24 protein-coding genes are annotated in these 19,751 nt (G+C 52.8%); 5 read left to right on the top strand and 19 right to left on the bottom strand.

The window, feature by feature from the left end; all coding sequences use genetic code 11:
• The 8 genes from deoC to Pr1d_RS09280 form a co-directional block, all read right to left on the bottom strand.
• Positions 1–723: a deoxyribose-phosphate aldolase gene (deoC, locus tag Pr1d_RS09315; protein WP_148073274.1), complete on the bottom strand. Its 723-nt coding sequence runs from the start codon at positions 721–723 to the stop codon at positions 1–3.
• A 30-nt stretch (positions 724–753) separates the two neighbouring features.
• Positions 754–1,527, bottom strand: a complete 774-nt coding sequence (locus tag Pr1d_RS09310; protein ID WP_148073273.1) for an AMP nucleosidase — start codon at positions 1,525–1,527, stop codon at positions 754–756.
• A 37-nt stretch (positions 1,528–1,564) separates the two neighbouring features.
• The gene (locus tag Pr1d_RS09305; RefSeq protein WP_148073272.1) at positions 1,565–2,038 is read right to left on the bottom strand and encodes a nucleoside deaminase; all 474 of its coding nucleotides are present in this window, start codon (positions 2,036–2,038) and stop codon (positions 1,565–1,567) included.
• 178 nt (positions 2,039–2,216) lie between these two features.
• Positions 2,217–2,621, bottom strand: coding sequence for a holo-ACP synthase (acpS, locus tag Pr1d_RS09300; RefSeq protein WP_238476667.1), 405 nt, complete (start codon positions 2,619–2,621; stop codon positions 2,217–2,219).
• 2 nt (positions 2,622–2,623) lie between these two features.
• Entirely contained in the window at positions 2,624–3,592 is a 969-nt protein-coding gene (trpS, locus tag Pr1d_RS09295) for a tryptophan--tRNA ligase (RefSeq protein ID WP_148076326.1), read from the bottom strand.
• 29 nt (positions 3,593–3,621) lie between these two features.
• A complete protein-coding gene (locus Pr1d_RS09290) occupies positions 3,622–4,578 on the bottom strand; it encodes a dihydroorotate dehydrogenase (RefSeq protein WP_148073271.1) in 957 nt (318 codons plus the stop codon).
• Positions 4,579–4,758: 180 nt separating this feature from the next.
• A complete protein-coding gene (locus Pr1d_RS09285) occupies positions 4,759–4,977 on the bottom strand; it encodes a hypothetical protein (protein ID WP_210417935.1) in 219 nt (72 codons plus the stop codon).
• 322 nt (positions 4,978–5,299) lie between these two features.
• A complete protein-coding gene (locus Pr1d_RS09280; protein ID WP_148073270.1) occupies positions 5,300–5,707 on the bottom strand; it encodes an HU family DNA-binding protein in 408 nt (135 codons plus the stop codon).
• Between the two features lie 739 nt (positions 5,708–6,446).
• Here Pr1d_RS09280 and Pr1d_RS09275 point away from each other — a divergent pair.
• Positions 6,447–7,457: an N-acetylmuramoyl-L-alanine amidase gene (locus Pr1d_RS09275; protein ID WP_210417934.1), complete on the top strand. Its 1,011-nt coding sequence runs from the start codon at positions 6,447–6,449 to the stop codon at positions 7,455–7,457.
• Positions 7,458–7,558: 101 nt separating this feature from the next.
• Here Pr1d_RS09275 and Pr1d_RS09270 read toward each other — a convergent pair whose 3' ends face one another.
• The 11 genes from Pr1d_RS09270 to Pr1d_RS09220 all read right to left on the bottom strand — a co-directional run bounded on the left by Pr1d_RS09270 (position 7,559) and on the right by Pr1d_RS09220 (position 17,415).
• Complete coding sequence (locus Pr1d_RS09270) at positions 7,559–8,023, bottom strand: YkgJ family cysteine cluster protein (RefSeq protein ID WP_238476666.1); 465 nt, start codon at positions 8,021–8,023, stop codon at positions 7,559–7,561.
• 7 nt (positions 8,024–8,030) lie between these two features.
• The gene (locus Pr1d_RS09265; RefSeq protein WP_148073269.1) at positions 8,031–9,227 is read right to left on the bottom strand and encodes an aminotransferase class V-fold PLP-dependent enzyme; all 1,197 of its coding nucleotides are present in this window, start codon (positions 9,225–9,227) and stop codon (positions 8,031–8,033) included.
• Positions 9,228–9,229: 2 nt separating this feature from the next.
• Positions 9,230–10,267 (bottom strand): GTP 3',8-cyclase MoaA, encoded by a 1,038-nt coding sequence (gene moaA / locus Pr1d_RS09260; protein WP_238476665.1) that lies wholly within the window; start codon positions 10,265–10,267, stop codon positions 9,230–9,232.
• A gap of 29 nt (positions 10,268–10,296) precedes the next feature.
• Positions 10,297–10,704, bottom strand: coding sequence for a molybdenum cofactor biosynthesis protein MoaE (locus Pr1d_RS09255; protein ID WP_148073268.1), 408 nt, complete (start codon positions 10,702–10,704; stop codon positions 10,297–10,299).
• Positions 10,705–10,717: 13 nt separating this feature from the next.
• Positions 10,718–10,945, bottom strand: a complete 228-nt coding sequence (locus Pr1d_RS09250) for a MoaD/ThiS family protein (protein WP_168205138.1) — start codon at positions 10,943–10,945, stop codon at positions 10,718–10,720.
• Positions 10,946–10,959: 14 nt separating this feature from the next.
• The gene (locus Pr1d_RS09245; protein ID WP_148073266.1) at positions 10,960–13,947 is read right to left on the bottom strand and encodes an anaerobic glycerol-3-phosphate dehydrogenase subunit C; all 2,988 of its coding nucleotides are present in this window, start codon (positions 13,945–13,947) and stop codon (positions 10,960–10,962) included.
• Between the two features lie 59 nt (positions 13,948–14,006).
• The gene (locus Pr1d_RS09240) at positions 14,007–14,489 is read right to left on the bottom strand and encodes a hypothetical protein (RefSeq protein WP_148073265.1); all 483 of its coding nucleotides are present in this window, start codon (positions 14,487–14,489) and stop codon (positions 14,007–14,009) included.
• Between the two features lie 59 nt (positions 14,490–14,548).
• Complete coding sequence (locus tag Pr1d_RS09235) at positions 14,549–15,418, bottom strand: hypothetical protein (protein WP_148073264.1); 870 nt, start codon at positions 15,416–15,418, stop codon at positions 14,549–14,551.
• 85 nt (positions 15,419–15,503) lie between these two features.
• Entirely contained in the window at positions 15,504–16,127 is a 624-nt protein-coding gene (gene folE / locus Pr1d_RS09230; protein ID WP_148073263.1) for a GTP cyclohydrolase I FolE, read from the bottom strand.
• Between the two features lie 115 nt (positions 16,128–16,242).
• Positions 16,243–16,959, bottom strand: coding sequence for an LON peptidase substrate-binding domain-containing protein (locus Pr1d_RS09225; protein ID WP_148073262.1), 717 nt, complete (start codon positions 16,957–16,959; stop codon positions 16,243–16,245).
• Between the two features lie 54 nt (positions 16,960–17,013).
• A complete protein-coding gene (locus tag Pr1d_RS09220; protein WP_148073261.1) occupies positions 17,014–17,415 on the bottom strand; it encodes a DUF309 domain-containing protein in 402 nt (133 codons plus the stop codon).
• A 299-nt stretch (positions 17,416–17,714) separates the two neighbouring features.
• On the opposite strand from Pr1d_RS09220, the gene nth reads away from it, so the two are divergent.
• From nth to Pr1d_RS09200, 4 genes are all read left to right on the top strand, one after another.
• Positions 17,715–18,419 carry an endonuclease III gene (gene nth / locus Pr1d_RS09215; RefSeq protein ID WP_148073260.1) on the top strand — a complete coding sequence of 235 codons (705 nt, stop codon included), beginning with the start codon at positions 17,715–17,717 and terminating at the stop codon, positions 18,417–18,419.
• 70 nt (positions 18,420–18,489) lie between these two features.
• Positions 18,490–19,065, top strand: coding sequence for a dCTP deaminase (gene dcd / locus Pr1d_RS09210; protein WP_148073259.1), 576 nt, complete (start codon positions 18,490–18,492; stop codon positions 19,063–19,065).
• Positions 19,066–19,189: 124 nt separating this feature from the next.
• A complete protein-coding gene (locus Pr1d_RS09205) occupies positions 19,190–19,408 on the top strand; it encodes a hypothetical protein (RefSeq protein ID WP_148073258.1) in 219 nt (72 codons plus the stop codon).
• Positions 19,389–19,718, top strand: a complete 330-nt coding sequence (locus Pr1d_RS09200) for a type II toxin-antitoxin system PemK/MazF family toxin (protein ID WP_148073257.1) — start codon at positions 19,389–19,391, stop codon at positions 19,716–19,718. Before Pr1d_RS09205 ends, Pr1d_RS09200 begins: the two co-directional genes overlap by 20 nt.
• The last annotated feature ends 33 nt before the right edge of the window (positions 19,719–19,751 follow it).

The raw sequence follows: 19,751 nt of genomic DNA, 5'->3' as shown, positions 1-19,751 counted from the left end.
TCAGTATCCTGCTGAGCTCTCAGTTTTCTCGCCACGCTCACCTTGGGCAATTGCCAATGTACCGCTGGTGCCAAGCCGGGTGGCCCCCAAGGACACAAATCGACACGCATCGTCATAACTGCGAATTCCCCCCGAGGCCTTCACTTGTAGCTTGTCGCTCGTGTGTTTGCACATCAGGCGAATGTCGTTTTCAGTTGCACCCGTGGACTGGAGCGATCCATCAGCGGACTTCACAAAACCGAATCCCGTGGAGGTCTTCACAAATGCGGCGTCTGCCTCTTCGCAGATTTCACAGAGCTTAATCTTCATCGCGTCTTCCGGCAGTAGCCCCGTCTCGAAGATCACTTTGGTGATGGCACCTCCAGCGTTCACCGCCTCGACTACGGCCCGAATGTCTGCCGTCACGTAGTCCCAATCCTTCTGCAGGACCCGACCAATATTGACCACCATATCCACCTCACGGGCACCGTCCAGACACGCGATTTCTGTCTCGCGGACCTTCGTGCCAGTGGTCGTTCCCCCGTGCGGAAACCCAATTACCGTGCTGGGAACCACCTTCGATCCGGCGAGCAATTCACCTGCCAGCGAAACCATCGCTGGCTTCACGCAAACGCTCGCGGTCCCTACTTCCATACACATGGTGCACGCCGCGCGCAGATCGGCATCGGTTTGGGTCGGACTCAAAACGGCATGATCAATTAGAGCTACAACAGATGGAGGCATCTTGGAAACTCTCTCAAAACTAAGGAAAAACTAGTAGCGGAAATGCTTAATCTTCTCGCCCTTCTCGCCTATCTCGGTAAGTGATTCAATCCCGATTTCCAAGTGGACGTCCGACCAATTGGAATCTACTTTAGCATCGCTTGCCTGGGTCTTGATGCCATGCTCGGACATCGGCAAATCGGAAACTAACAACAACGCTCCGCGAGAAATCTCATTCTTGTGTCCGACGATAAACAGCGTGGCAACTTCCATATCGATCGCAATCGGAGTGTATTCAACTAAACGAGCCTTGAATTGTTCATCGTGCTCCCAAACTCGTCGATTTGTGGTGTAGATGACGCCGGTACGATAATCAAGTTTGCGTTCCACGAGTTTGTCGGAAACGAATTTATGGAGTTTGAAGGATGGCAACGCCGGCACCAATTTTGGCAAATAATCGTCTGAAGTTCCCTCACCACGTATTGCACCGATTGGCAGGATGAAATTCCCAATCTCTGTCGAGGTCTTGAGCCCTCCGCATTTCCCCAGAAACAAGACCGCTTCTGGATGATATGCCGTCAGCAAATCCATCACGGTCGCCGCATTTGGCGAGCCAATACCAAAGTTAACAATGGTCAACCCATCTTCATTAGTGGCGGCCTGCATGGGACGATCTTCGCCATGCACTTCACAACCAAACTTCTTGGCAAACTTGCTGACGTAAGTACGAAAGTTGGTCAGCAGCACGTAGTCACCAAACTTTTCGAGGGGCATACCCGTATAGCGCGGAAGCCAATCCCTCGCGAGATCCAGTTTCGTGACCATAGTCGATTTATTACCTTCCTAACCTCGTCGCCAGTACTCAGTAAGCATGCTTACTGGGGCTTGCTTGCCATAGCTCAAATAATTCTCGACACTCGTCGACCAGTAGTCCACCAATGAGCTCCACTTTGCTGCCACCAATACGCAACAACTCGGCTGCTGGTAGTTGCAACTCATTGAAACCCGAAGTGTCTGCGTCAGCAATCGTTGCACCGTAGTATACCGTCCCCACTCGGGCCCAATGCAGCGCGGCCATACACATCGGACACGGTTCGCAGGTCGTTGCTACAACTGCATCGGTAAGGAATATGTCGTCAACTGTCTTGCACCCCAAACGAATCGCGTTCACCTCTGCGTGTGCCGTAATATCTGTGGACATCACCACCGTGTTGTGTGCCCTGGCAACCACTTCATCTCCGATGGCAATCGCACAACCGAAGGGACTTTGGCCATGGGCTAATCCCTCACGGCAAGTCTCTATTGCGAGTTGCATCAATTCGGCAGGATCAATCATGGGACACCTAAAACGCGGTACAAGTACTGACAACCAAGTGGTTGTCACAATCAATTGCTCGCCAAATTGAGGCGATAATACTAGATTAGCAGAGATAGTATTGCGCAGGCTAGCGAGAAACCGCAAATGCTACGTAGGTTCCGCAAATATCAGACTCTTGAATAGGTTTTCAGCCTCTTCAAAAGTCGTTTGGAACTTCCCCTTCGGCGATGGCGTAGGCTGTCGCATGGCTACGGCAATGCGAAATACTGATGTGCATTTTTGCGATACCCGATTTCTCGAGTACTTCGCGGGCTCCACCACAGAGTGCAATGGTGGGAGCTCCACTGGGCTGATTGCGAACTTCAATATCGCGCCAACTGATTCCCTTTCTCCAACCCGTACCGAGTGCCTTAAGTACCGCCTCTTTAGCAGCCCAACGACCAGCATAATGTTGCGTGGCAGCTTTCTTGGTGGAACAGTACGCGATTTCGTGCGGCGTGTATACGCGACTGATGAACAACTCACCGTGGCGGTCGATCATTTGCGCAATTCGCAAACACTCGATGATGTCAGTACCAATGCCAATGATTTGCAGCGCCACGATCAATAACCCTTGAGCCCACTTGCCTCTTGGGACCGCGAGAGAACTTCCCCTGCCTTTTGTCGTGCTTTTGCAGCTCCAGAAGCCAAAATATCTCTCACGTCGTCAGGGCGGCTCTGCCAGTCTTCGCGTCGCGATCGGGCTTCTGCAAAAAAGGCTTCCGCCGCTTCTGCCAATTTTTTCTTCACATCTCCATAGCCAAACCCACCGCGCCGATACAGATCTGCCATCTCTTCGCGATCGCTTTCGGGGGCGACCAGCGAATAGAGCAAATACAAAACATCGCTCTGCGGGTCCTTGGGATCGTCCATCGGCCGCGAATCGGTGGCGATCCGCATGATCTGCTTTTTCTGTATGTTGGCAGCTTCAAAAACTGCCAAGGTATTGTTGTAGCTCTTCGACATCTTCTCGCCATCCGTCCCCGGCACACGGGCAGAGCTATCGAGCACCTTCGCCTTCGGCAGCACGAAGACTTCGCCATACTGATGGTTAAAACTACCAGCAATATCACGACAGACTTCGATGTGCTGCACCTGATCTTCGCCGACCGGGACCGTATCGCTGTCGTAGGCAAGAATGTCGGCTGCTTGCAGAACAGGATAGGCGAACAGACCTGCGTCGGCGGCGAGACCCTTGGCCTTCTTGTCCTTGTAAGCGTGACAACGCTCGAGGAGCCCCATCGGCGTCCCTGTGAGCAAAATCCAACACAGTTCGCTCACCTCAGGGACATCCGATTGCACAAAGAGTACTGCCTTCTGGGGATCGAGGCCCAGAGCCAGCAGATCCATCGCGGCATCGAGAGAGTATTGCGAGAGTAGCTGTTTGTCGCGCACCGTGGTGAGAGCATGCAAATTCGCAATAAAATAGTAGGCCTGCTCGGCATCCTGCAGCGCAATGTACTGCACGATCGCGCCAAAATAATTACCCCAATGAGGCCGGCCAGTTGGTTGGATTCCGCTAAGTACACGCATGTGGTTAGTGGTTAGTGGTTGGTGGTTGGTCATGGTTCTCCCATCGTCCCTACGACTTCCTGAACGCTCTTCGCCCCTAATTCTCCAAGAGCACCTGGCAGTGCCTCAAGCACTTCCATCGAGACCTTGGGATTATAGAAGTTTACCGTACCAAGTTGAACCGCTGTGGCACCAGCTACGAGAAACTCCATCACGTCGTCGATCGTTGCAATGCCCCCAATGCCAATGATTGGAGTCTTCGTTGCTTGCGCTGCCTGATAGACAGCCCGTAAGGCAATTGGCTTGATTGCAGGACCGCTAAGTCCTCCTACGACATTCCCCAACATTGGCCGACGACGCCGCCAGTCGATTGCCATCCCTTGGCAAGTATTGATCAGGGAAATCGCATCTGCCCCGCCAGCAGCAGCTGCACGGGCCATGTCGGCAACACTGGTCACGTTCGGAGTGAGCTTCGCAATAATCGGATGCGACGAGTTCTCACGGCAATCAGCAACGAGTCGCTCGCACATACCCGCATCAGTGCCAAAATCGACACCGCCACTGACATTCGGACACGAAATATTTAATTCAACTGCTGCGATTCCCGCTTCAGTGGAGAGCTGTGCTGCCATCTCGACAAACTCATCATGGGTCCGCCCGGCGATACTTACGATGATTGCCGTGCCCAGATTAGCCAGATAGGGCAGGTGATGCTTGATGAACAACTCGATCCCGTCGTTGTCCAACCCTATCGAATTAAGCATCCCCGAGGGTGTTTCTATCGTTCGCCAGGGAGCGTTACCTTTGCGAGGGAGCTTGGTGATCGTCTTGGGGACGATCCCCCCCAGCCGCGAGAGATCGACTAGAGCTTCCATTTCACGGGCGTAACCAAACGTGCCAGATGCTACCAGAATTGGGTTGGAAAATTGCAAGCGACCTAAGTTCACTGGCAATTCGACTTGGAGTGGAGATGCGGGAGGCAATTTGGCTGCCGAGACTTCTGGCATGGTAACTTTTCGAGCGAGGCAAATGGGAACATGACGACTGAACAAGTCCAACCCGAGTCCTGTATTTCTCAGTGAACTCGGACGGCCCATTCTACCAAATCTACTCAGCCTTTGCCTCAGCTCGTGCGCGTACCGGTAGCGCAGCCCTTGATTGTAGCGACTTATGAAGTGTCAACGAGCTTAAATAATCCCGCCGTGAACGCTATGGGGCGTCAGGTGAGAAGGTTGGTCGAGAAACCAGATTCGCTCCCACTCATCGAGCATAGCGCGCAGGTTCTCGGATGTGTAAATCAACTGTTGCGATCGCCGTGTCGGATCTGCCGAGTACCCCGGCAGCAGACAGCCGGTTGACCCGGCCAACGTACATACAGTCACCAAAATTAAGAGCCATTTACGCATGGGCGTAGCTCCTCCTTGAGCATTGAAGCCAATCCAGCCGCGCATACAGCTGGACAAGAGCTTCCAATTAGTTGGCAGTTTTCCAAGAAGAACCCTTCTTGGATAGCCGCCAGTCCCGCAAAAAAAGTGAAAAGTTTGTGACAAACGCTCCATCATCCGACACAGAAATTCCTCTGAATCGCCTAATAAACGCCTGTCTGGTAGAAAAGTCGCGCGAAGGATAGCAATCCAAGCTTCCGGCGCCGAGAGCAGATTTTGTAGCGGCGGCTTCTAGCCACCGAGATCTTGAGTCGGTGGCTGGAAGGCACCGCTACGAAAGCGACTATGTCCCAGCCTTTGGAACGTAAGTCGTTGGCGGGGAAAGAGTTTCGTGATTTGTTGTTTCGATAGGTGGTGGTGGGGAACCACTGGCTGCCCGGTGGGCTGCTTCGGCGGCGGCGTTGGCCTGCCGCTCGAGTTCGTGAACACGCTCTTCCATCTCTTTGCCCGGCTTGAATGTCACGACAAACTTCTCGGGGACGAAAACCTTCTCCCCCGTACGTGGATTTCGGGCCTTGCGAGCAGCACGCCGCTTGACCTCAAACACTCCGAAATTCCGCAATTCAATCCGCCGGTCCTCGACAAGGGTCTCCACAATCGCGTCGAAGGTCTTCTGTACGATTTCCTTCGTCTTCAATTGGGTCAGGCCAATTTCCTCAGAAATTGTCCTCACGATCTCTTTTTTGGTCACGACGAGGTCCTCCGCGAATTGCCCGGATGGGCTTCCCAAGGGTGCTTCATCAGATGAGCTAAGTTCCAGAAGCAAAACACTTCCGCTTGTCCCAAGTGTAATTGGCGCAAGACTTAGTGTCAAGGTTTCGTCAGATCGGTATGGAACTTACGGCACGACTCATACGCTAGGAGCCGGGCCGGAAACGACCTGATTTAGGCGATAAATTGTCAAAGAACAGTCATTCGCTCGCCAATAAACCACCCATTCAACTTCAGCTGTTCAGTTAGCCGAGAGGGCGTAATTTACCTGGCAAACGAGGAGTAATCCCATCCCCATGATCGGTGTTTCAGCCGGCAAACTTGAACTATCCCCTATATTTTGACAGGTGGCCTGCTTAGTGCATCTCTTGTATCCCATGATAAACCACGGACGTGTCGAAGCAGGTGCGATCGGCACCTCACCACGTCAGTAGGTTGCTCTTGGTCTTTCTCGCAGCAACGAAGCGAACTCAAATTGCTATGCGATCTTCGAGAAAAAAATTGCTAACTGTCAATCGCCGGCTTGAATTCGGACATCAGAAATTGATTTTGAATCGAGACAGTTTCGTCATTTCGAGAATCTCTTGCGCATAGAATGGTCGCGAGGTGAAAGGGATTGGCTACAATAAGGGTTGCAATCCGCCGACTCATCTAAGCTGTCCCTCCAGTTGGTCGATTGCTTCCCTTCAGATTGTGAATCCCAAAGAGAGTTCATTGCCGTGAAAACTTCGATGATTGTTGCTAGTTTCGTTAGTTATCTCTTAACACTCAGCATCGAGTCGGCTAATGCAGTGGGAGTTGGCGAACCCAATGCCCGAACTGGTGACGAAATTGTCGTCTGTGGGCAGTTCTTCCATACGACGGCTCCCGTCGTTCTTTGGATGGATCCCGGTGGGTATGACGCCTATCGAGTTGAGCGGCGTTTTGCCCCTCTTGAGAAGGCCGAATGGGATTTTTCCCGTGAAGAAGCAAAACTTGATACCCCCAATCGGTATGGAATACGTCAGGACAAGTTGACACCCGAGCAGCTCGAACAAGTTCGTGGTGGGGGATGGACCTTGCCTCTGCTCCAGGATGTCGTCGATCAATTTGTCATGCACTACGATGTCTGCGGAACTAGCGAGCGCTGCTTTCAAGTCCTGCACGATAGCCGGGGCTTAAGCGTACATTTCATGCTCGACATCGACGGTACGATCTATCAAACCCTTGATCTCAAGGAACGAGCTTGGCATGCTACGATTTCTAATTCTCGCTCAATCGGCGTAGAAATTGCCAGCATCGGTGCCTATCCCGCCGACAAGAAGTCGGTCCTTGACAAGTGGTATGTCACCGACGACGACGGCGTCGTGCATTTACGACCGCCACGCACGATCGGCCATATAGGCGTCCGCACCAAGCCCTTCTATGGCAAACCCGCTCGACAGGAACTCATCAATGGAACGATCCAAGGGCAGGAACTCTACCAATATGATTTCACCCCCGAACAATACGATTCGCTGATCAAGCTCACAGCCACACTTTCTCGTGTGTTTCCAAAAATCGAATGTACGTATCCGCGCGATGCCGAGGGAGACCTCATCCCGCATGTGCTGACGGACCAAGAATGGAGAGATTTCCACGGGGTCCTCGGACACTATCACGTCCAACGCAATAAAACAGACCCCGGCCCCGCTTTCGATTGGCCCAAAGTAATCGACGGCGCCCAAGCGCTACTAAAACAATCTCGTTAGCCGCGATGCGGAGCCCCAGCGCAGCAGAGCGCGACGACTCGGAATTTGGGTTGGATGCTGAGATTCACTCGAGACAGCATCCTAAATTCAAATAGCCCAGCTTAAACATTAAACACGGCAGCCTGCTCTTGAATTTGCTCAAGCTGGTAGAGCTTCCCCTTGCCGCTGCCTGGACATGCTTCGCACGTCTCGGCCCAAGTTTCTGGGGATTTTAGATTGGAGTTCCAAAAGGGCCAGGTGCGACACTGTCGGGGACGCTCAGTGTAAACGTTGCACTTGCGAGTCTCATTGTCGAAGAAGACGCAGTCGCCGTTGGAGAACTCGACAAGGCTTCGCCGGATGCCGATTCGTCGGACATACTTTGATTCGAATTTGTCGACCTTCATCTCCAAGAGCGCGGCCAGTCCGTCAATTTCCCGTTGGTTTACCCAAACATAACCGGGCGCGCCGGTACAGCAATCTCCACAGCCCGTGCATTTGAAACGCAGGCCCTCCTTGTACCAGGGTTCTTGATTCGCGTCTTTCTTTCTCTTGGTCGACTTGGCCATTTCCTTTTGCTTCCACATACTAGGTTTATCCCACTGGAATCGTGAGTACGTTCTCTAGAGCAGCAACCGCTCGATCGATCTCTTGATTGGTTGTCGCCCAACCAAGGCTCAGTCGCAAGGTACCGCCACTATCAAGTGTTCCCAAAGCTTGATGCATTCGCGGGGCACAATGCAGTCCGGCGCGACACTCCACACCCGCTGCCATTTCCAGCAAGGCAGCCAACTCCTGTGGATCATATCCGACGCAATTGATGCTGACCACACTCGTCCGAGGTTGGTCGGCACGCGGTCCGAGAACGGTTGTCCCAGGGAGAGTTTCCAGGCCGGCTAGCAGTCTGGCAGTGAGCAACTGATGGTGATTCTGGATCGCTTTGATGCCATGTTCTTGTAAATAGTCCAAAGCAGATGTGAGGCCTGCCAAACCAAGGACGTTGAGGTTGCCTGCCTCGAATTTTTGAGGTAACTCCGTGGGTTGGTGCTCATTCTTACTGGCACTCCCAGTGCCACCCCTTCGAAGCGGCTCAAGCTCGCCAAGAACCCGATCACCCAGGCATAGCACACCCGTTCCAAATGGTCCTAGCAGCCCTTTGTGCCCCGGGGCAGCAAGCATGTCGGCTTGGCACTCGCCCATGCTGATGGGCACGTGCCCCAGTGTTTGTGCTGCATCAACGAGATAATAAGCGCCGCAGGAGCCTGCTACCTTGCCAATCTCGGCAATTGGCTGGATTGTTCCGGTCACATTGGATGCATGATTCACAGCGACCAATCGTGTATTTGGGCGCAATGCCATCCGAATGTCTTCTGGCGAAACAAACCCCACGCTATCGCAAGGCACATAACTGACTTCGACCTCGGCTTGATCGGCCAGATGCCTGAGTGGTCGAAGAACTGAATTGTGTTCGCAAACGGTGGTGACGACATGGTCTCCCGGTCGGAGGATACCGAGTAATGCCGTGTTGAGCGAGTCTGTTCCGTTGGCCGTGAAAACCACATGGTTGGGATCGTTGATCCCAACTAGTTGAGCGAGACTGCGACGCGCACTCTCGACCAAACGTTGGGACTCTTCGGCCGACCGATAGCCGCTGCGCCCGTAAGGAGATCCAATTTCCCGTTGATATCTGTCAATCGCTTCGTAAACGCACGCGGGTTTGGGCCAACTTGTAGCGGCATTGTCCAGATAGATCCGAGAATGTGCAGGTTCGACGGTTGTCGAGGGATTCATGCCTAACCCCCGATCTGATACATGGCCCGCTCAGGTTTCACAAACTCCGCCCCGCCCACTCCGTGAGCGGGCTTCTTGTGGAGCACGCAGTCGCGCACGAGTTCTCGAACCTGATCGTCGGAGCCACCCTCACGCAGCAGTGTCCGCACGTCCCATTCTTTTGTGGAAAACAAGCAGTTTCGCACTTGCCCTTCTGCAGTGATTCGCAGGCGATTGCAACTCGAGCAAAAAGGTTGGCTGATTGGATTAATAAACCCAATCCGGCCGCAGCCATCGGAAAAGTGAAAATCGACGGCTGGCTGGCTCGGATCGTGTCGCGAGCTCGGCACCAGCGGACAGAAGTTTGCCTCAAGTGTCTGACGAATTTCCTGGCTCGTGAGCACTTGCTCACTCTCCCAGTGGTTTTCCGCGTCCAGAGGCATGAATTCGATGAATCGCAACTCGAAATCATGGGTACGCGCAAATCCCGCCAAGGGAACAATCTCTGTTTCTGTGAGCCCACGAATGGCGATCGCGTTGAGTCGAATATCGGTGAAGCCAGCTACGCGTGCTGCGAAGATCCCATCCAAGACTCGTTGTAAGCCACTCCGGCGTGAAATCTTCTGGAACGTCTCTTCGCTCAAGGAATCAAGACTTACGTTCAACCGTTGAAGACCTGCCGCTTGTAAATCGGCGGCTTGTTCGGTGAGCAGGATGCCGTTGGTGGTGAGGGCAAGGTCTTCAATGCCATCTATGGAAGCCAGTCTTTCGACTAGTTGCGGCAATTCACTCCGCACCAAAGGTTCCCCTCCAGTGAGTCGGATCTTGCGAATGCCGAGGGTAACCCCAATGCGTACGAAACGTTCTATCTCCTCAAAGGTGAGCAACTCGTCGCGAGGACGAAAGTTCACGTTCTCAAGAGGCATGCAATAAAAGCAGCGAATGTTGCAGCGATCAGTCACACTCACCCGCAGTGAGGTATGCACCCGGCCCAGCGTGTCAGTCAATGGTTGACCGACGCTCGACATTACGGAATCCATGGCTGGCAAGGAATTTTTCATTCGTTCGATGCGGAAGTGGACTGTACTTGTTATGGATGAACCCACTCGCTTGACCCGTCGGCCCAGTGTTCTTGCTTCCAAATTGGGACAACTTCTTTTAAAGTGTCGATCAACCATTCTCCTGAGGCAAATGCCTCGCGGCGATGGGGACTAGCGACGACGATGGCAACGCTTGCTTCTCCCAAAGGTACTCTCCCTAAGCGATGGACTATCAGACATTCATCAAGTCCCCATCGCCGGCGGGCCTCTGCCTCTAAAGTAGCCAATTGTTGCTCGGCCATCTCATGGTAGGTGTCGTAATGCAACTCGGTGGTTTCGCGACCTGCCGTGTGTTGCCGTGTCACTCCGAGAAACAACAATACCGCACCCGAGGCAGGACTCTGAGCCTTTCCCAAGAGAGTTTGCGTGTCGATTGGATCGTTCGTTAATTGAATCATGATCGTATCGCACTTACCCTCCACTCACCGGCGGAATACAGGCGATCTCGCCCGTTAAGGGTATTGGTGTAGCCTCGTCGGCATATTGGGTATTAATGGCAAACAACGCCTGAGCAAGCAACGGTGCCAACTGCGGATAATCGGCTCTAAGGGCGCTTCGCAAGTCGCTTACCCGAGACAGTTCTAGCAGTTCCACACTTATCTCGGCAGCTCCAACGGCATCGCGCGCCGCCGCAAACATTTTAACCCTTACTATCATGTTACCACCAGGTCACGGCCAGGGCTATCGAGGAGCTGACGAAGTTCGGGCATCAATCCATAGGCAATCGCCAAAATCTTGACGGGATGGATCGTCGGCTTCGAGGTGCTTTGTTCCATCTGGATTTTGCAAGTGCTGCACTCCGTAGTACCGGCGGCAAAATCTCCCGTCCGCATAGTCGTAATCAATGGCAAACCTGCCCGCAGGCTATTGCGGTAGTTGTCGCGCTGAAAACCGTACATCCCTGCGATGCCGCTACATCCCTTCTCGATCCGCTCGATCTTGAGTCCTGGGATCAGACTGAGCAAACTCTGCGTGGGAGAACCAATTTCCAGGGCTTTGACGTGGCAGGGAATGTGATATCCAAGTGAGATATCGAGCGCATCAAAATTCAGGAGCAATTTCCCTTGCTGATGAAGTCGCCAGAGATAATGACACGCTTCTTTCGTGTTCTGCGAAACCATTTCTGCATCCTGATCGTCTGGCAAGAGTTGCAAGTACTCATGAGTTAGAGCGAGAACCGCTGACGGTTCGGTTGCCACGATGGTGTAGCCCTGACGAATCGCTTCAGCCAGCAGTGCCACATTTTCTTCTGCGATCTTCCGTGCCTGAGAAACTCTGCCTCGAGCAATGGAGGGCATGGCAGATTCTTGCTGACGGGGAGGAACGTAGACAGGAACACCATTGTACTCAAGCACAGCAACGAAAGCCTCAGCCAATTGTGTATCACAGTAGTTGGCATAGGTGTCAACAAAATAGAGTACTTTTTCCGAGCCACGTTTCTCCGGCAATTGAATATTCTGATGAGTGGTCGACTGGAGAAAAGGATGATGGCGAAAGCGGGGGAGTTTTCGACTCCGCGATATCCCCAAGCTCTTCTCAATCAACCAGCGGGCAATATGATTTCCAACCGCCCAGTTGGCAACCCGATCATATCGCGAACCAATAGCGCATAGCTTGTCCACTCGACTCATAAACCAAGTGTGCAATGACTCACCATTGGTTGCAATGTAAGAGGCTTTTGCCTCGACCATGAGTTTGGGAATGTCCACATTGGCTGGACACTCGAGACGACACATGTGGCAATGCACACAAAGATCAGCGATTTCCTTGCAATCATCTTCCAGTAGAGTTTCTGCAGGCAGACTACCAGTCAGCACGCCTCTAATTAGATTCGCTTTCGCGCGCGGAGACGCTTCTTCGCGAGGAGCATAGCGAAAGATTGGACACATGCGAGTTTCCTCGGATGTGGTTCGGCATGCTGCACAGCCATTACAAGTTCTGGCGGCGTGAGCCATTTCTTCAGGCTGCCATGCCAATTGCAATTCGACCCGCGGGGACTGGGCAGCTTCTCTCACGGGCTTCGTTGTTGTGGAGGAGAAAGCAGAATCTAGTAGCGGGTAGCGCACATGCCGTAGCTTGCTACTTAGATTGCTCGACTCTTGCGGCAAGATTTTACCTGGGTTCAAGAGATTGTGTGGGTCGAAAAGTTGTTTCACTTCCTGGAAAGCTGACATCAACGGCCCAAATTGCCGTGCCACGAAAGGAGTCCGACTCAGTCCGTCTCCATGCTCACCACTGATCGTACCACCCACACGCCAGACTTCTTCGTAGAGCCGGTTGGCCAAAAGTTCCATTCTTTCTATGTCTTCAGAATTTGCCAAATCCAGGAAGGGGCGAAAATGTAACTGCCCATGACCGACATGGCCAAACAGTGATGTCGTAGTCTGTTTTTGCCTGAAGATCTGTTGGACTCTTGGAAGGAATTCTGGCAAACTCTCGGGAGGGATTGCCACGTCCTCCACGAACGGCAACGGTCGTGTCAATCCTCTTAAACGGTACAAAGTGGGTGTATAGTGCCGGGCTAATTGCCACAAGAGTTCGTGATCGATGGAATCGGCAGCTATGTAAGCCCCCGCGGCCAGACGCAACTTGTCTTTGACTTGGGCAACGGTCTTTGCCAATCGCGCGTAGACCTCGTCCGCCGTATCACCTTGAAACTCGACCAGTAGCACCGCCTCAGCTTCGACGGGGATCAAGAACTCGTAGCGAGGGTCGCTCTCCCGAGCAATACTCAAATGGCGACGGTCCATCAGGTCACAAGCACTCGGGCCCAGCGAAGCTAGTTCCAACGACGCATGTGCCGCCTTATCCAACGAATCAAAATAAAGCAGCAAGCTCCCTGAATGGTTGGGTAGAGGCAGAGTCTTGAGCGTGACTTCTGTAACCAGGCCAAGCGTTCCTTCACTTCCCACGAGCAAGTGTGCCAGGTTCACCTGTGAACCGCCAAACCAGGGAACCCGTAAGTCATCGAGTTGATAGCCACTACAATTAACGCAGCTTTTCGGATGATATTTACGAATCAACTCATCGTGATCCTCTAGGATCTTTGAGAGACTACCCGCTAGCTTCTCAACTTCTGTCGACTCTTCTTTCAAAGGCACATCATGTAGAGCGAGTTCCCGCACTTCGCCGTCTGCCATGACAACCTGTAATGACTCGACGTGCCGACGTGTAGAGCCTACAACTGGCCAATGGCTTCCTGAGGCATCCAGGGCAACCATGCTACCGATAGTTGTTACTTGCTTGGTGGCGGGGTCAGGTCCAAAGTATCTTCCTCTACTTGAAAGATGGCGGTTGAGTTCATCGAGCACAACACCCGCTTCGACACGCACGGAGTTCTCGCTCACATTGAGAACTTTGCGGAAGTAGCGGGAAAAGTCGACAATCAATCCTCGGCCCAAGGCACCCCCGGTGAGTCCCGATCCACTCCCTCGAGCATGCAGGGGAATATCGTTGGCGGCTGCATAACGCACCGTCGCCACGACATCGTCCAAGGTCCTTGGCCGCACGACGCCGAGTGGCGGAATCTCGTAAATGCTGGCATCGCTGCTGTAAAGCTGAACATAGAGGTCGTCGCAATGGACATCGCCGGCGATTTGTCCCCGCAGATCCTCTTGGATCCGCTGCCTTTCGACTTCCATGATGATTGATACCTGTGAAAACGGGACAACTAATTGGCAAACTAGAAGGGTTGAAACCGTCAAGTACGGGGTGCCGCACGCTGCTGGGTTTCTTCGAGCCGGGCTTGGAGTTGCCGATAACGCTCATGCGTTTCCAAATCGAAGTTTCCATGAGAGTCCATCTCGGCCACACCACGATACTGGGCTTGGCAGCGGTAGCACATTAATGCATCGCCGACAAACGAGTAGAGCAGCACGTCGATCAAGGCCGTGGCAAACAGAATGCCAAACGTCCAAGGCAAGTTGGCATAGTACCAGGCGATTGAGCTACCCACGATCCCAACGGCTACGATCAGCACCCCGAGACGCTGAGGGAAATCCTTGCGAACGAATAGATCGGTGCTGGGACATACCAAGCAGCGCCGAACACGATTTCCTTCGACCGCGTCCGCTGACACGGCTAGTTGCTGGTGGCAATGCGGACAAACGAGTTCCCGAGTGGTGGAATCGAAGTTGGACCGCACTGGGGCGTCACAGGCGGGGCAGGCGTAGGTAATGTTCAAAGGAATTCTCTCTCGCTTATGATGATCGCTAAGCCGCAAGCGGCTGCATTCACTAATCATTATAGCGGAAAGAGCGACTCGGCAGACAGTAGCAGAGACATGGTTTCGCCGACAAACGTGCCGATTACGGCAACGTAAAGGATTCCGGTCGCACTTTGCGTATTGGGAATCTTGAGCGTTTCCCACGCCATCCAGGTGAGTACTGCAACACCAACCAGCCCAAACGACCACCTTAGTAAGAGAAAGAGCCACCACTGCGTGGAAAGTTCGTTTGCGTACTCCAGTTCGCCCCACAGGCCAAGGGCGGAGACGAGTATCTGAAATGCAACGGCCGCTCCCATAGCCAGGATGAGACGCCGCAACGGGGCCAACTCCATCGTGGGCGTGTTGAGATACCAGTGGCCTAATAACATCGCGGCCATAGTCATTCCGAGCAAGAGGCCAGAGCTAGATACGGAAGACATGGTCAAATAATCTGAAATGCTTTTAAAGCTTCTAAGCTCTCTGTCCATCTCCTGTGACAATCCAAATGTGTCTTTAGCTAATCGCTTCTCAAGTACAGACTGTGATAAGTAATTTAGCATAATTGGAGATGAATGCCATTTAATAGAGTACTGTCTAAGCTGTTGTCTGAGTCCACCGTTCAAGCAACACAAAGCGACAACTATGAGAATCATCTTCCCCAGGAATCGCGTTTCATAAAGCCAACATACCGAGCCGACGTAGCTCGCCACTGCGGCCGCCACTGCATACCAAAACACCTCCGGAGCGACTGTGTAACTTACTAACGATGCGAGTGTCGATAAGCCCAGCGTCACATAGAGATGATTACGGAAATACCCGCTAGTGACCTGCCGCGATGAGGTGATCGCCATTCCTGCGGCCAGACCAAAGCAAAGTCGCAACAGGAATTGAATGAGCAGATTCATCGTAAGTTTGCAGAAACTTTCATAGCCGGAGGCACACTTGCCTCCGGGATGGCCCCGGAGGCAGGTGTGCCTCCGGCTGGGAAGATTACCGTCGATCACCGTAGATGAGGGTCATCACTTCGGAGCGACTGGAAAGATTCGTACGGAACAAGCCCTTCATTGCCGAGGTCACACACATGCTCTCTGGCTTGCGAATTCCACGGATCGACATGCAAGAGTGCGATGCCTCGATCACAACCGCCACCCCTTTGACTTCCAGTTCTTGAATCAGAAGATCGGCGATCTGCTCAGTCATGCGCTCCTGCACCTGCGGACGGTGAGAGACTTCTTCCACCACGCGGGCCAGTTTGCTCAGTCCGACGACTTTTCCATTCGGCACGTAACCTATGTGGGCCTTGCCTATGAAAGGGAGCATGTGGTGTTCGCACATGCTGTTGAAGGCAATGTCTTTCACCAGCACCATCTCGTCGTACTTCTCGGTGAAAAACTTCTGTAGATGAATTTTGGGATCGGTATGCAATCCGCTAAAAAGTTCGGCGTACATCCGAGCAACCCGCGCGGGAGTTTCCCGCAAGCCTTCTCGGTCAGGGTCCTCCCCGACCGCTGTAAGGATTTCACGAACCGCCCGTTCAATGCGAGGCAAGTCTACCGGGGTAGCCTCGCAGGGTTTTTCGTCTTCACTAGTACAGTTCGATGCAGAGGAACTCATGGCAGACCTTACCTAAGGAAAATACCGGCACTGTCGAAATAGACAACGCCCAAAGGGTCGATAGTATGCTCTCGCCCAGGGCATCGTCAACCGAGCGCCACAACCTCAAAAATCGTTAGTTGGCGCTAAAGGGTGGGAGCGTATTGAAGAATCTCCGATGGTGACGTGAAGACCCATCGGGACCGGCTGCGCCGATTGCAGAGAGCAACATGGTAGCACGCTTGTCGATGTCACACTCGCCAAGCAAGTCTCGCTTTTTCTTGAACTCCATCGGCAAGGCGAAGCTGACCAAATCCGTAAGCACGCCCAAAGGGATCTCCGAAGCCAATATCTCTTGTAACGCGCTATCCATGGACTTGCCTTGCGGAAGAAAGTCCTGGAATTGCTTGGTAAGTTCTGCCTGCAAATCGGACCGTTTCCCATCGTTGCTCGTCTTACAGAAGTCGTCGAGCAAAGTGACTTCCGCTTGCCGAAAGGTGCGAGTTGCTGGCAGTTCGCGCTCAATACGAATTCGCCGCATGCCCAACAGCAAAATGTTGTACTCACCATTGTCGGTCCGTTGGTGTGTGACCACCCGGCCTAAACAGGCGTGCGGCAAGAGCGGAGGATTTCCCTCGTAGTTCTTTTCCCATCCCGGTGCGAACATACACATGGCAATCAGCCCGTCACTATCCAGGGCATCATTGAGCAGGTCACGATAGCGGGGCTCAAAAATATGCAACGGCTGCATCACATGGGGGAACATGATCAGATCGGGCAGCGGAAACAAGCGAGCCGTCCCTTTGAAGCGGGTCTCGTCGAATATCAAATCTTCTGCGTTCCAAGGAACCATAATTCTACTTTCACTCTAATGTTAATCGCGGGATAGCTCTCCCGATTATTAATGTCAGGCATCAGCCTCGGCGGGCTGCAAATGTATCTCAGGGATTAAGTCGGGTACGATTTCTATTTGTGGATATTCTTCTTCACTGGCCAAGACGTCCGCAAAGCACTCTTTATATTGGTCGCGGAACGTGTCAAGGTCGAGCCCCATATAAAGCGACGGATAGTCGGCCAAATAATTGAGGCTAGTAAGGTAAACCTTCCGTGCCCCGCGAATGTTGCCATTGCCGAAATGATGCAGTGCAACCGCGACTTGGATCAACCCCTGGTAAAATTTGCGACCCGGACCGCGGTATTCAGTCCACAGTTCTTCCCACGTCTCGTGGGCCTCGAAAAAATCGCAGACATTGAAATGCTCGATCCCGGCCAAATACAACGGGTCGTAATTCTCGTTGTCACTGGCCATAAGATCCTCGGTAGGCGGGATTCGTTGCGGGAGGGATGATACTACGAGGATTATAGGCGATCTCGCTCTCAGAAGCCAACCGGGACTGTTTTCTCCGAGCAGAAAACCGACATGCAGGTTCACCTAATCCTAACCTATCACTTGACACTGCTCTCACGGGGCGGAAAATGACCCGCACGACTGGAAATTGCTGAAAGCTTGTTTCTTCATGGACAACTTTTGCTTGGACGAGGCCCGGAATAGCCGGTTTTATTGCCCTTTTGCAACCATAGCGCCGAACCCCAACTGTGCCGACAGCTATGCCACCTAAACGTGTTTCCAAGCCTACTCGGCCGACCAGTGGCTCGAAAAAGCCTGCCCCATCTGCCGAGCTGAAAAGCCACGCGGCGAAAATCATTCGACAATTGAAGAAAGATTTTCCGGATGCCGATTGTGCCCTGGTCCACAAGACACCGTTTCAACTGCTCGTTGCCACGATTCTTTCCGCCCAGTGTACGGACGAACGGGTGAATCTCGTCTGCAAAGACCTGTTTCGCAAATACAAGAAACCCGCCGACTTCGCGGCTGCCCCCATTGGAGATCTTGAGACGGCCGTCAAGAGCACAGGTTTCTTCCGCAATAAGGCCAAGAACATCAAAGCGTGTAGCACGGAACTTGTAGGTAAATACAAGGGGCAAGTGCCGCAAGACTTGGATTCCTTGGTTGAACTAGCCGGGGTCGGTCGTAAGACAGCGAATGTGGTGCTAGGAACCGCCTATGGCATCCCGACAGGAGTGGTGGTCGACACCCATGTCGGTCGTCTTAGCTTGCGAATGGGGCTCACGAAACAAAAAGATGCCGCTAAAGTTGAGCAGGATCTGATGCAACTCGTCCCACAAGACGAATGGATTGGATTCTCGCACCGTATGATCCTCCACGGTCGACAAGTTTGCTCGGCTCGCAAGCCCGATTGTGATAATTGTTCACTTCAGAAGTCATGCCCCAAGGTTGGGGTAGGCAAGTAGCCCAGCGATGCATTGCATCGCGGCTACAACTGACCGCTGACTACTAACCACTGATAACTGACTATTCCCCATGATTCTATCCGGACAAGAAATCCTCAGCCGCATGGGCGAGGACATCGACATCGATCCCTTCGATCCAAGGAGGATCAACCCCAATAGCTACAACCTAACTTTGCACGACGAATTGATGGTCTACGAAGAAGTGGTCCTCGATATGGCCAAAGCCAATAGGGTCCGCCGGATCGAGATCCCCAAGGAAGGGATCGTTCTCAGCCCTAACCAACTCTACTTGGGACGTACTGTGGAAAGGACCCACACCCACAACCTGGTGCCACAGATCGAAGGTCGTTCGTCGGTCGGTCGGCTGGGACTCTTCGTGCATGTAACAGCCGGTTTTGGCGACGTCGGCTTCGAAGGCTTTTGGACACTCGAAATGTTCGCCGTCCAACCCGTGCGAATCTATGCAGGAACGGAGATTTGCCAAATCATCTATCACGAGCTAACCGGCTCCGTGGAAGAGTACTGCTCCAAGTACCAGCACAATCACGATATCCAACCAAGTTTGCTATTCGAGGAACTGGATCCCGAGCGGGAGAACGACCCCCAACTACCACTGAATTTTGGGCTGGAGCGGTCACATGGGTGAGAGTGGACGAAATCAGACTGCCCATCTGGCTTCAAACGACTGCGCAGGCTAGAACCGCCATCACACTTCACCTACTCACAGGTTCGATGGTATACTGTATAAGTAACTTATCTTGGAGGTTCCTATGCCTACTTGGCAATTTGACACTCAATTTCAATCCGATGGGTCGCTTGTGGTTCCCCCGGATGTTGCTGCGCAATTGCACCCCGAAGATGCGTTGCGGGTCGTTATTTCTACTGAAAATGACGAAGAGGATGCCCAATGGCAGCGGCTAGTAACCGAACAGTTTTTGAAAGGATACGGCCCAGGCGACGACATATACGATGAACTATCAAGCGGGTGACTTCGTTTTGGTGCGATTCCCTGACTCCACGGGAGTTATTGGCAAGTTACGTCCTGCGATGATTCTCGCTGCTTCCCATGATAGTGATGTGCTGTTAGCGAGAGTAACGACCCAGCCCCATTCATCTCAGTTTGATGTGGCCTTGAAGGAGTGGCAGGCCGCAGGATTGTTGGCACCATCTACAGTTCGACTTCACAAAATTGGTACTCTAGAGAAAACTCTTCTCCATCGGAAATTAGGTACGCTTTCCAGTAAAGATCGCAAACTCATGAGGCCAGTACTCGATATGTTATGGAGCGATTGGTCGTGAGGTAGCCAATAATCAAGAATTTGTAAAATGGCA

It is taken from the genome of Bythopirellula goksoeyrii (assembly GCF_008065115.1).
GTDB classification, from domain to species: Bacteria; Planctomycetota; Planctomycetia; order Pirellulales; family Lacipirellulaceae; genus Bythopirellula; species Bythopirellula goksoeyrii.
The sequence above is the reverse complement of the archived record's forward strand: the minus strand, read 5'-3'. Positions and strand labels throughout refer to the sequence as shown.

Excerpts from the sequence above, each read along its gene's own strand:
- deoC (WP_148073274.1), bottom strand. The coding sequence starts at position 723 with ATGCCTCCATCTGTTGTAGCTCTAATTGATCATGCCGTTTTGAGTCCG.
- Pr1d_RS09310 (WP_148073273.1), bottom strand. The coding sequence starts at position 1,527 with ATGGTCACGAAACTGGATCTCGCGAGGGATTGGCTTCCGCGCTATACG.
- Pr1d_RS09305 (WP_148073272.1), bottom strand. The coding sequence starts at position 2,038 with ATGATTGATCCTGCCGAATTGATGCAACTCGCAATAGAGACTTGCCGT.
- trpS (WP_148076326.1), bottom strand. The coding sequence starts at position 3,592 with ATGCGTGTACTTAGCGGAATCCAACCAACTGGCCGGCCTCATTGGGGT.
- Pr1d_RS09290 (WP_148073271.1), bottom strand. The coding sequence starts at position 4,578 with ATGCCAGAAGTCTCGGCAGCCAAATTGCCTCCCGCATCTCCACTCCAA.
- Pr1d_RS09285 (WP_210417935.1), bottom strand. The coding sequence starts at position 4,977 with ATGCGTAAATGGCTCTTAATTTTGGTGACTGTATGTACGTTGGCCGGG.
- Pr1d_RS09270 (WP_238476666.1), bottom strand. The coding sequence starts at position 8,023 with ATGTGGAAGCAAAAGGAAATGGCCAAGTCGACCAAGAGAAAGAAAGAC.
- Pr1d_RS09265 (WP_148073269.1), bottom strand. The coding sequence starts at position 9,227 with ATGAATCCCTCGACAACCGTCGAACCTGCACATTCTCGGATCTATCTG.
- moaA (WP_238476665.1), bottom strand. The coding sequence starts at position 10,267 with ATGAAAAATTCCTTGCCAGCCATGGATTCCGTAATGTCGAGCGTCGGT.
- Pr1d_RS09255 (WP_148073268.1), bottom strand. The coding sequence starts at position 10,704 with ATGATTCAATTAACGAACGATCCAATCGACACGCAAACTCTCTTGGGA.
- Pr1d_RS09250 (WP_168205138.1), bottom strand. The coding sequence starts at position 10,945 with ATGTTTGCGGCGGCGCGCGATGCCGTTGGAGCTGCCGAGATAAGTGTG.
- Pr1d_RS09245 (WP_148073266.1), bottom strand. The coding sequence starts at position 13,947 with ATGGAAGTCGAAAGGCAGCGGATCCAAGAGGATCTGCGGGGACAAATC.
- Pr1d_RS09235 (WP_148073264.1), bottom strand. The coding sequence starts at position 15,418 with ATGAATCTGCTCATTCAATTCCTGTTGCGACTTTGCTTTGGTCTGGCC.
- folE (WP_148073263.1), bottom strand. The coding sequence starts at position 16,127 with ATGAGTTCCTCTGCATCGAACTGTACTAGTGAAGACGAAAAACCCTGC.
- Pr1d_RS09225 (WP_148073262.1), bottom strand. The coding sequence starts at position 16,959 with ATGGTTCCTTGGAACGCAGAAGATTTGATATTCGACGAGACCCGCTTC.
- Pr1d_RS09220 (WP_148073261.1), bottom strand. The coding sequence starts at position 17,415 with ATGGCCAGTGACAACGAGAATTACGACCCGTTGTATTTGGCCGGGATC.
- nth (WP_148073260.1), top strand. The coding sequence starts at position 17,715 with ATGCCACCTAAACGTGTTTCCAAGCCTACTCGGCCGACCAGTGGCTCG.
- dcd (WP_148073259.1), top strand. The coding sequence starts at position 18,490 with ATGATTCTATCCGGACAAGAAATCCTCAGCCGCATGGGCGAGGACATC.
- Pr1d_RS09205 (WP_148073258.1), top strand. The coding sequence starts at position 19,190 with ATGCCTACTTGGCAATTTGACACTCAATTTCAATCCGATGGGTCGCTT.
- Pr1d_RS09200 (WP_148073257.1), top strand. The coding sequence starts at position 19,389 with ATGAACTATCAAGCGGGTGACTTCGTTTTGGTGCGATTCCCTGACTCC.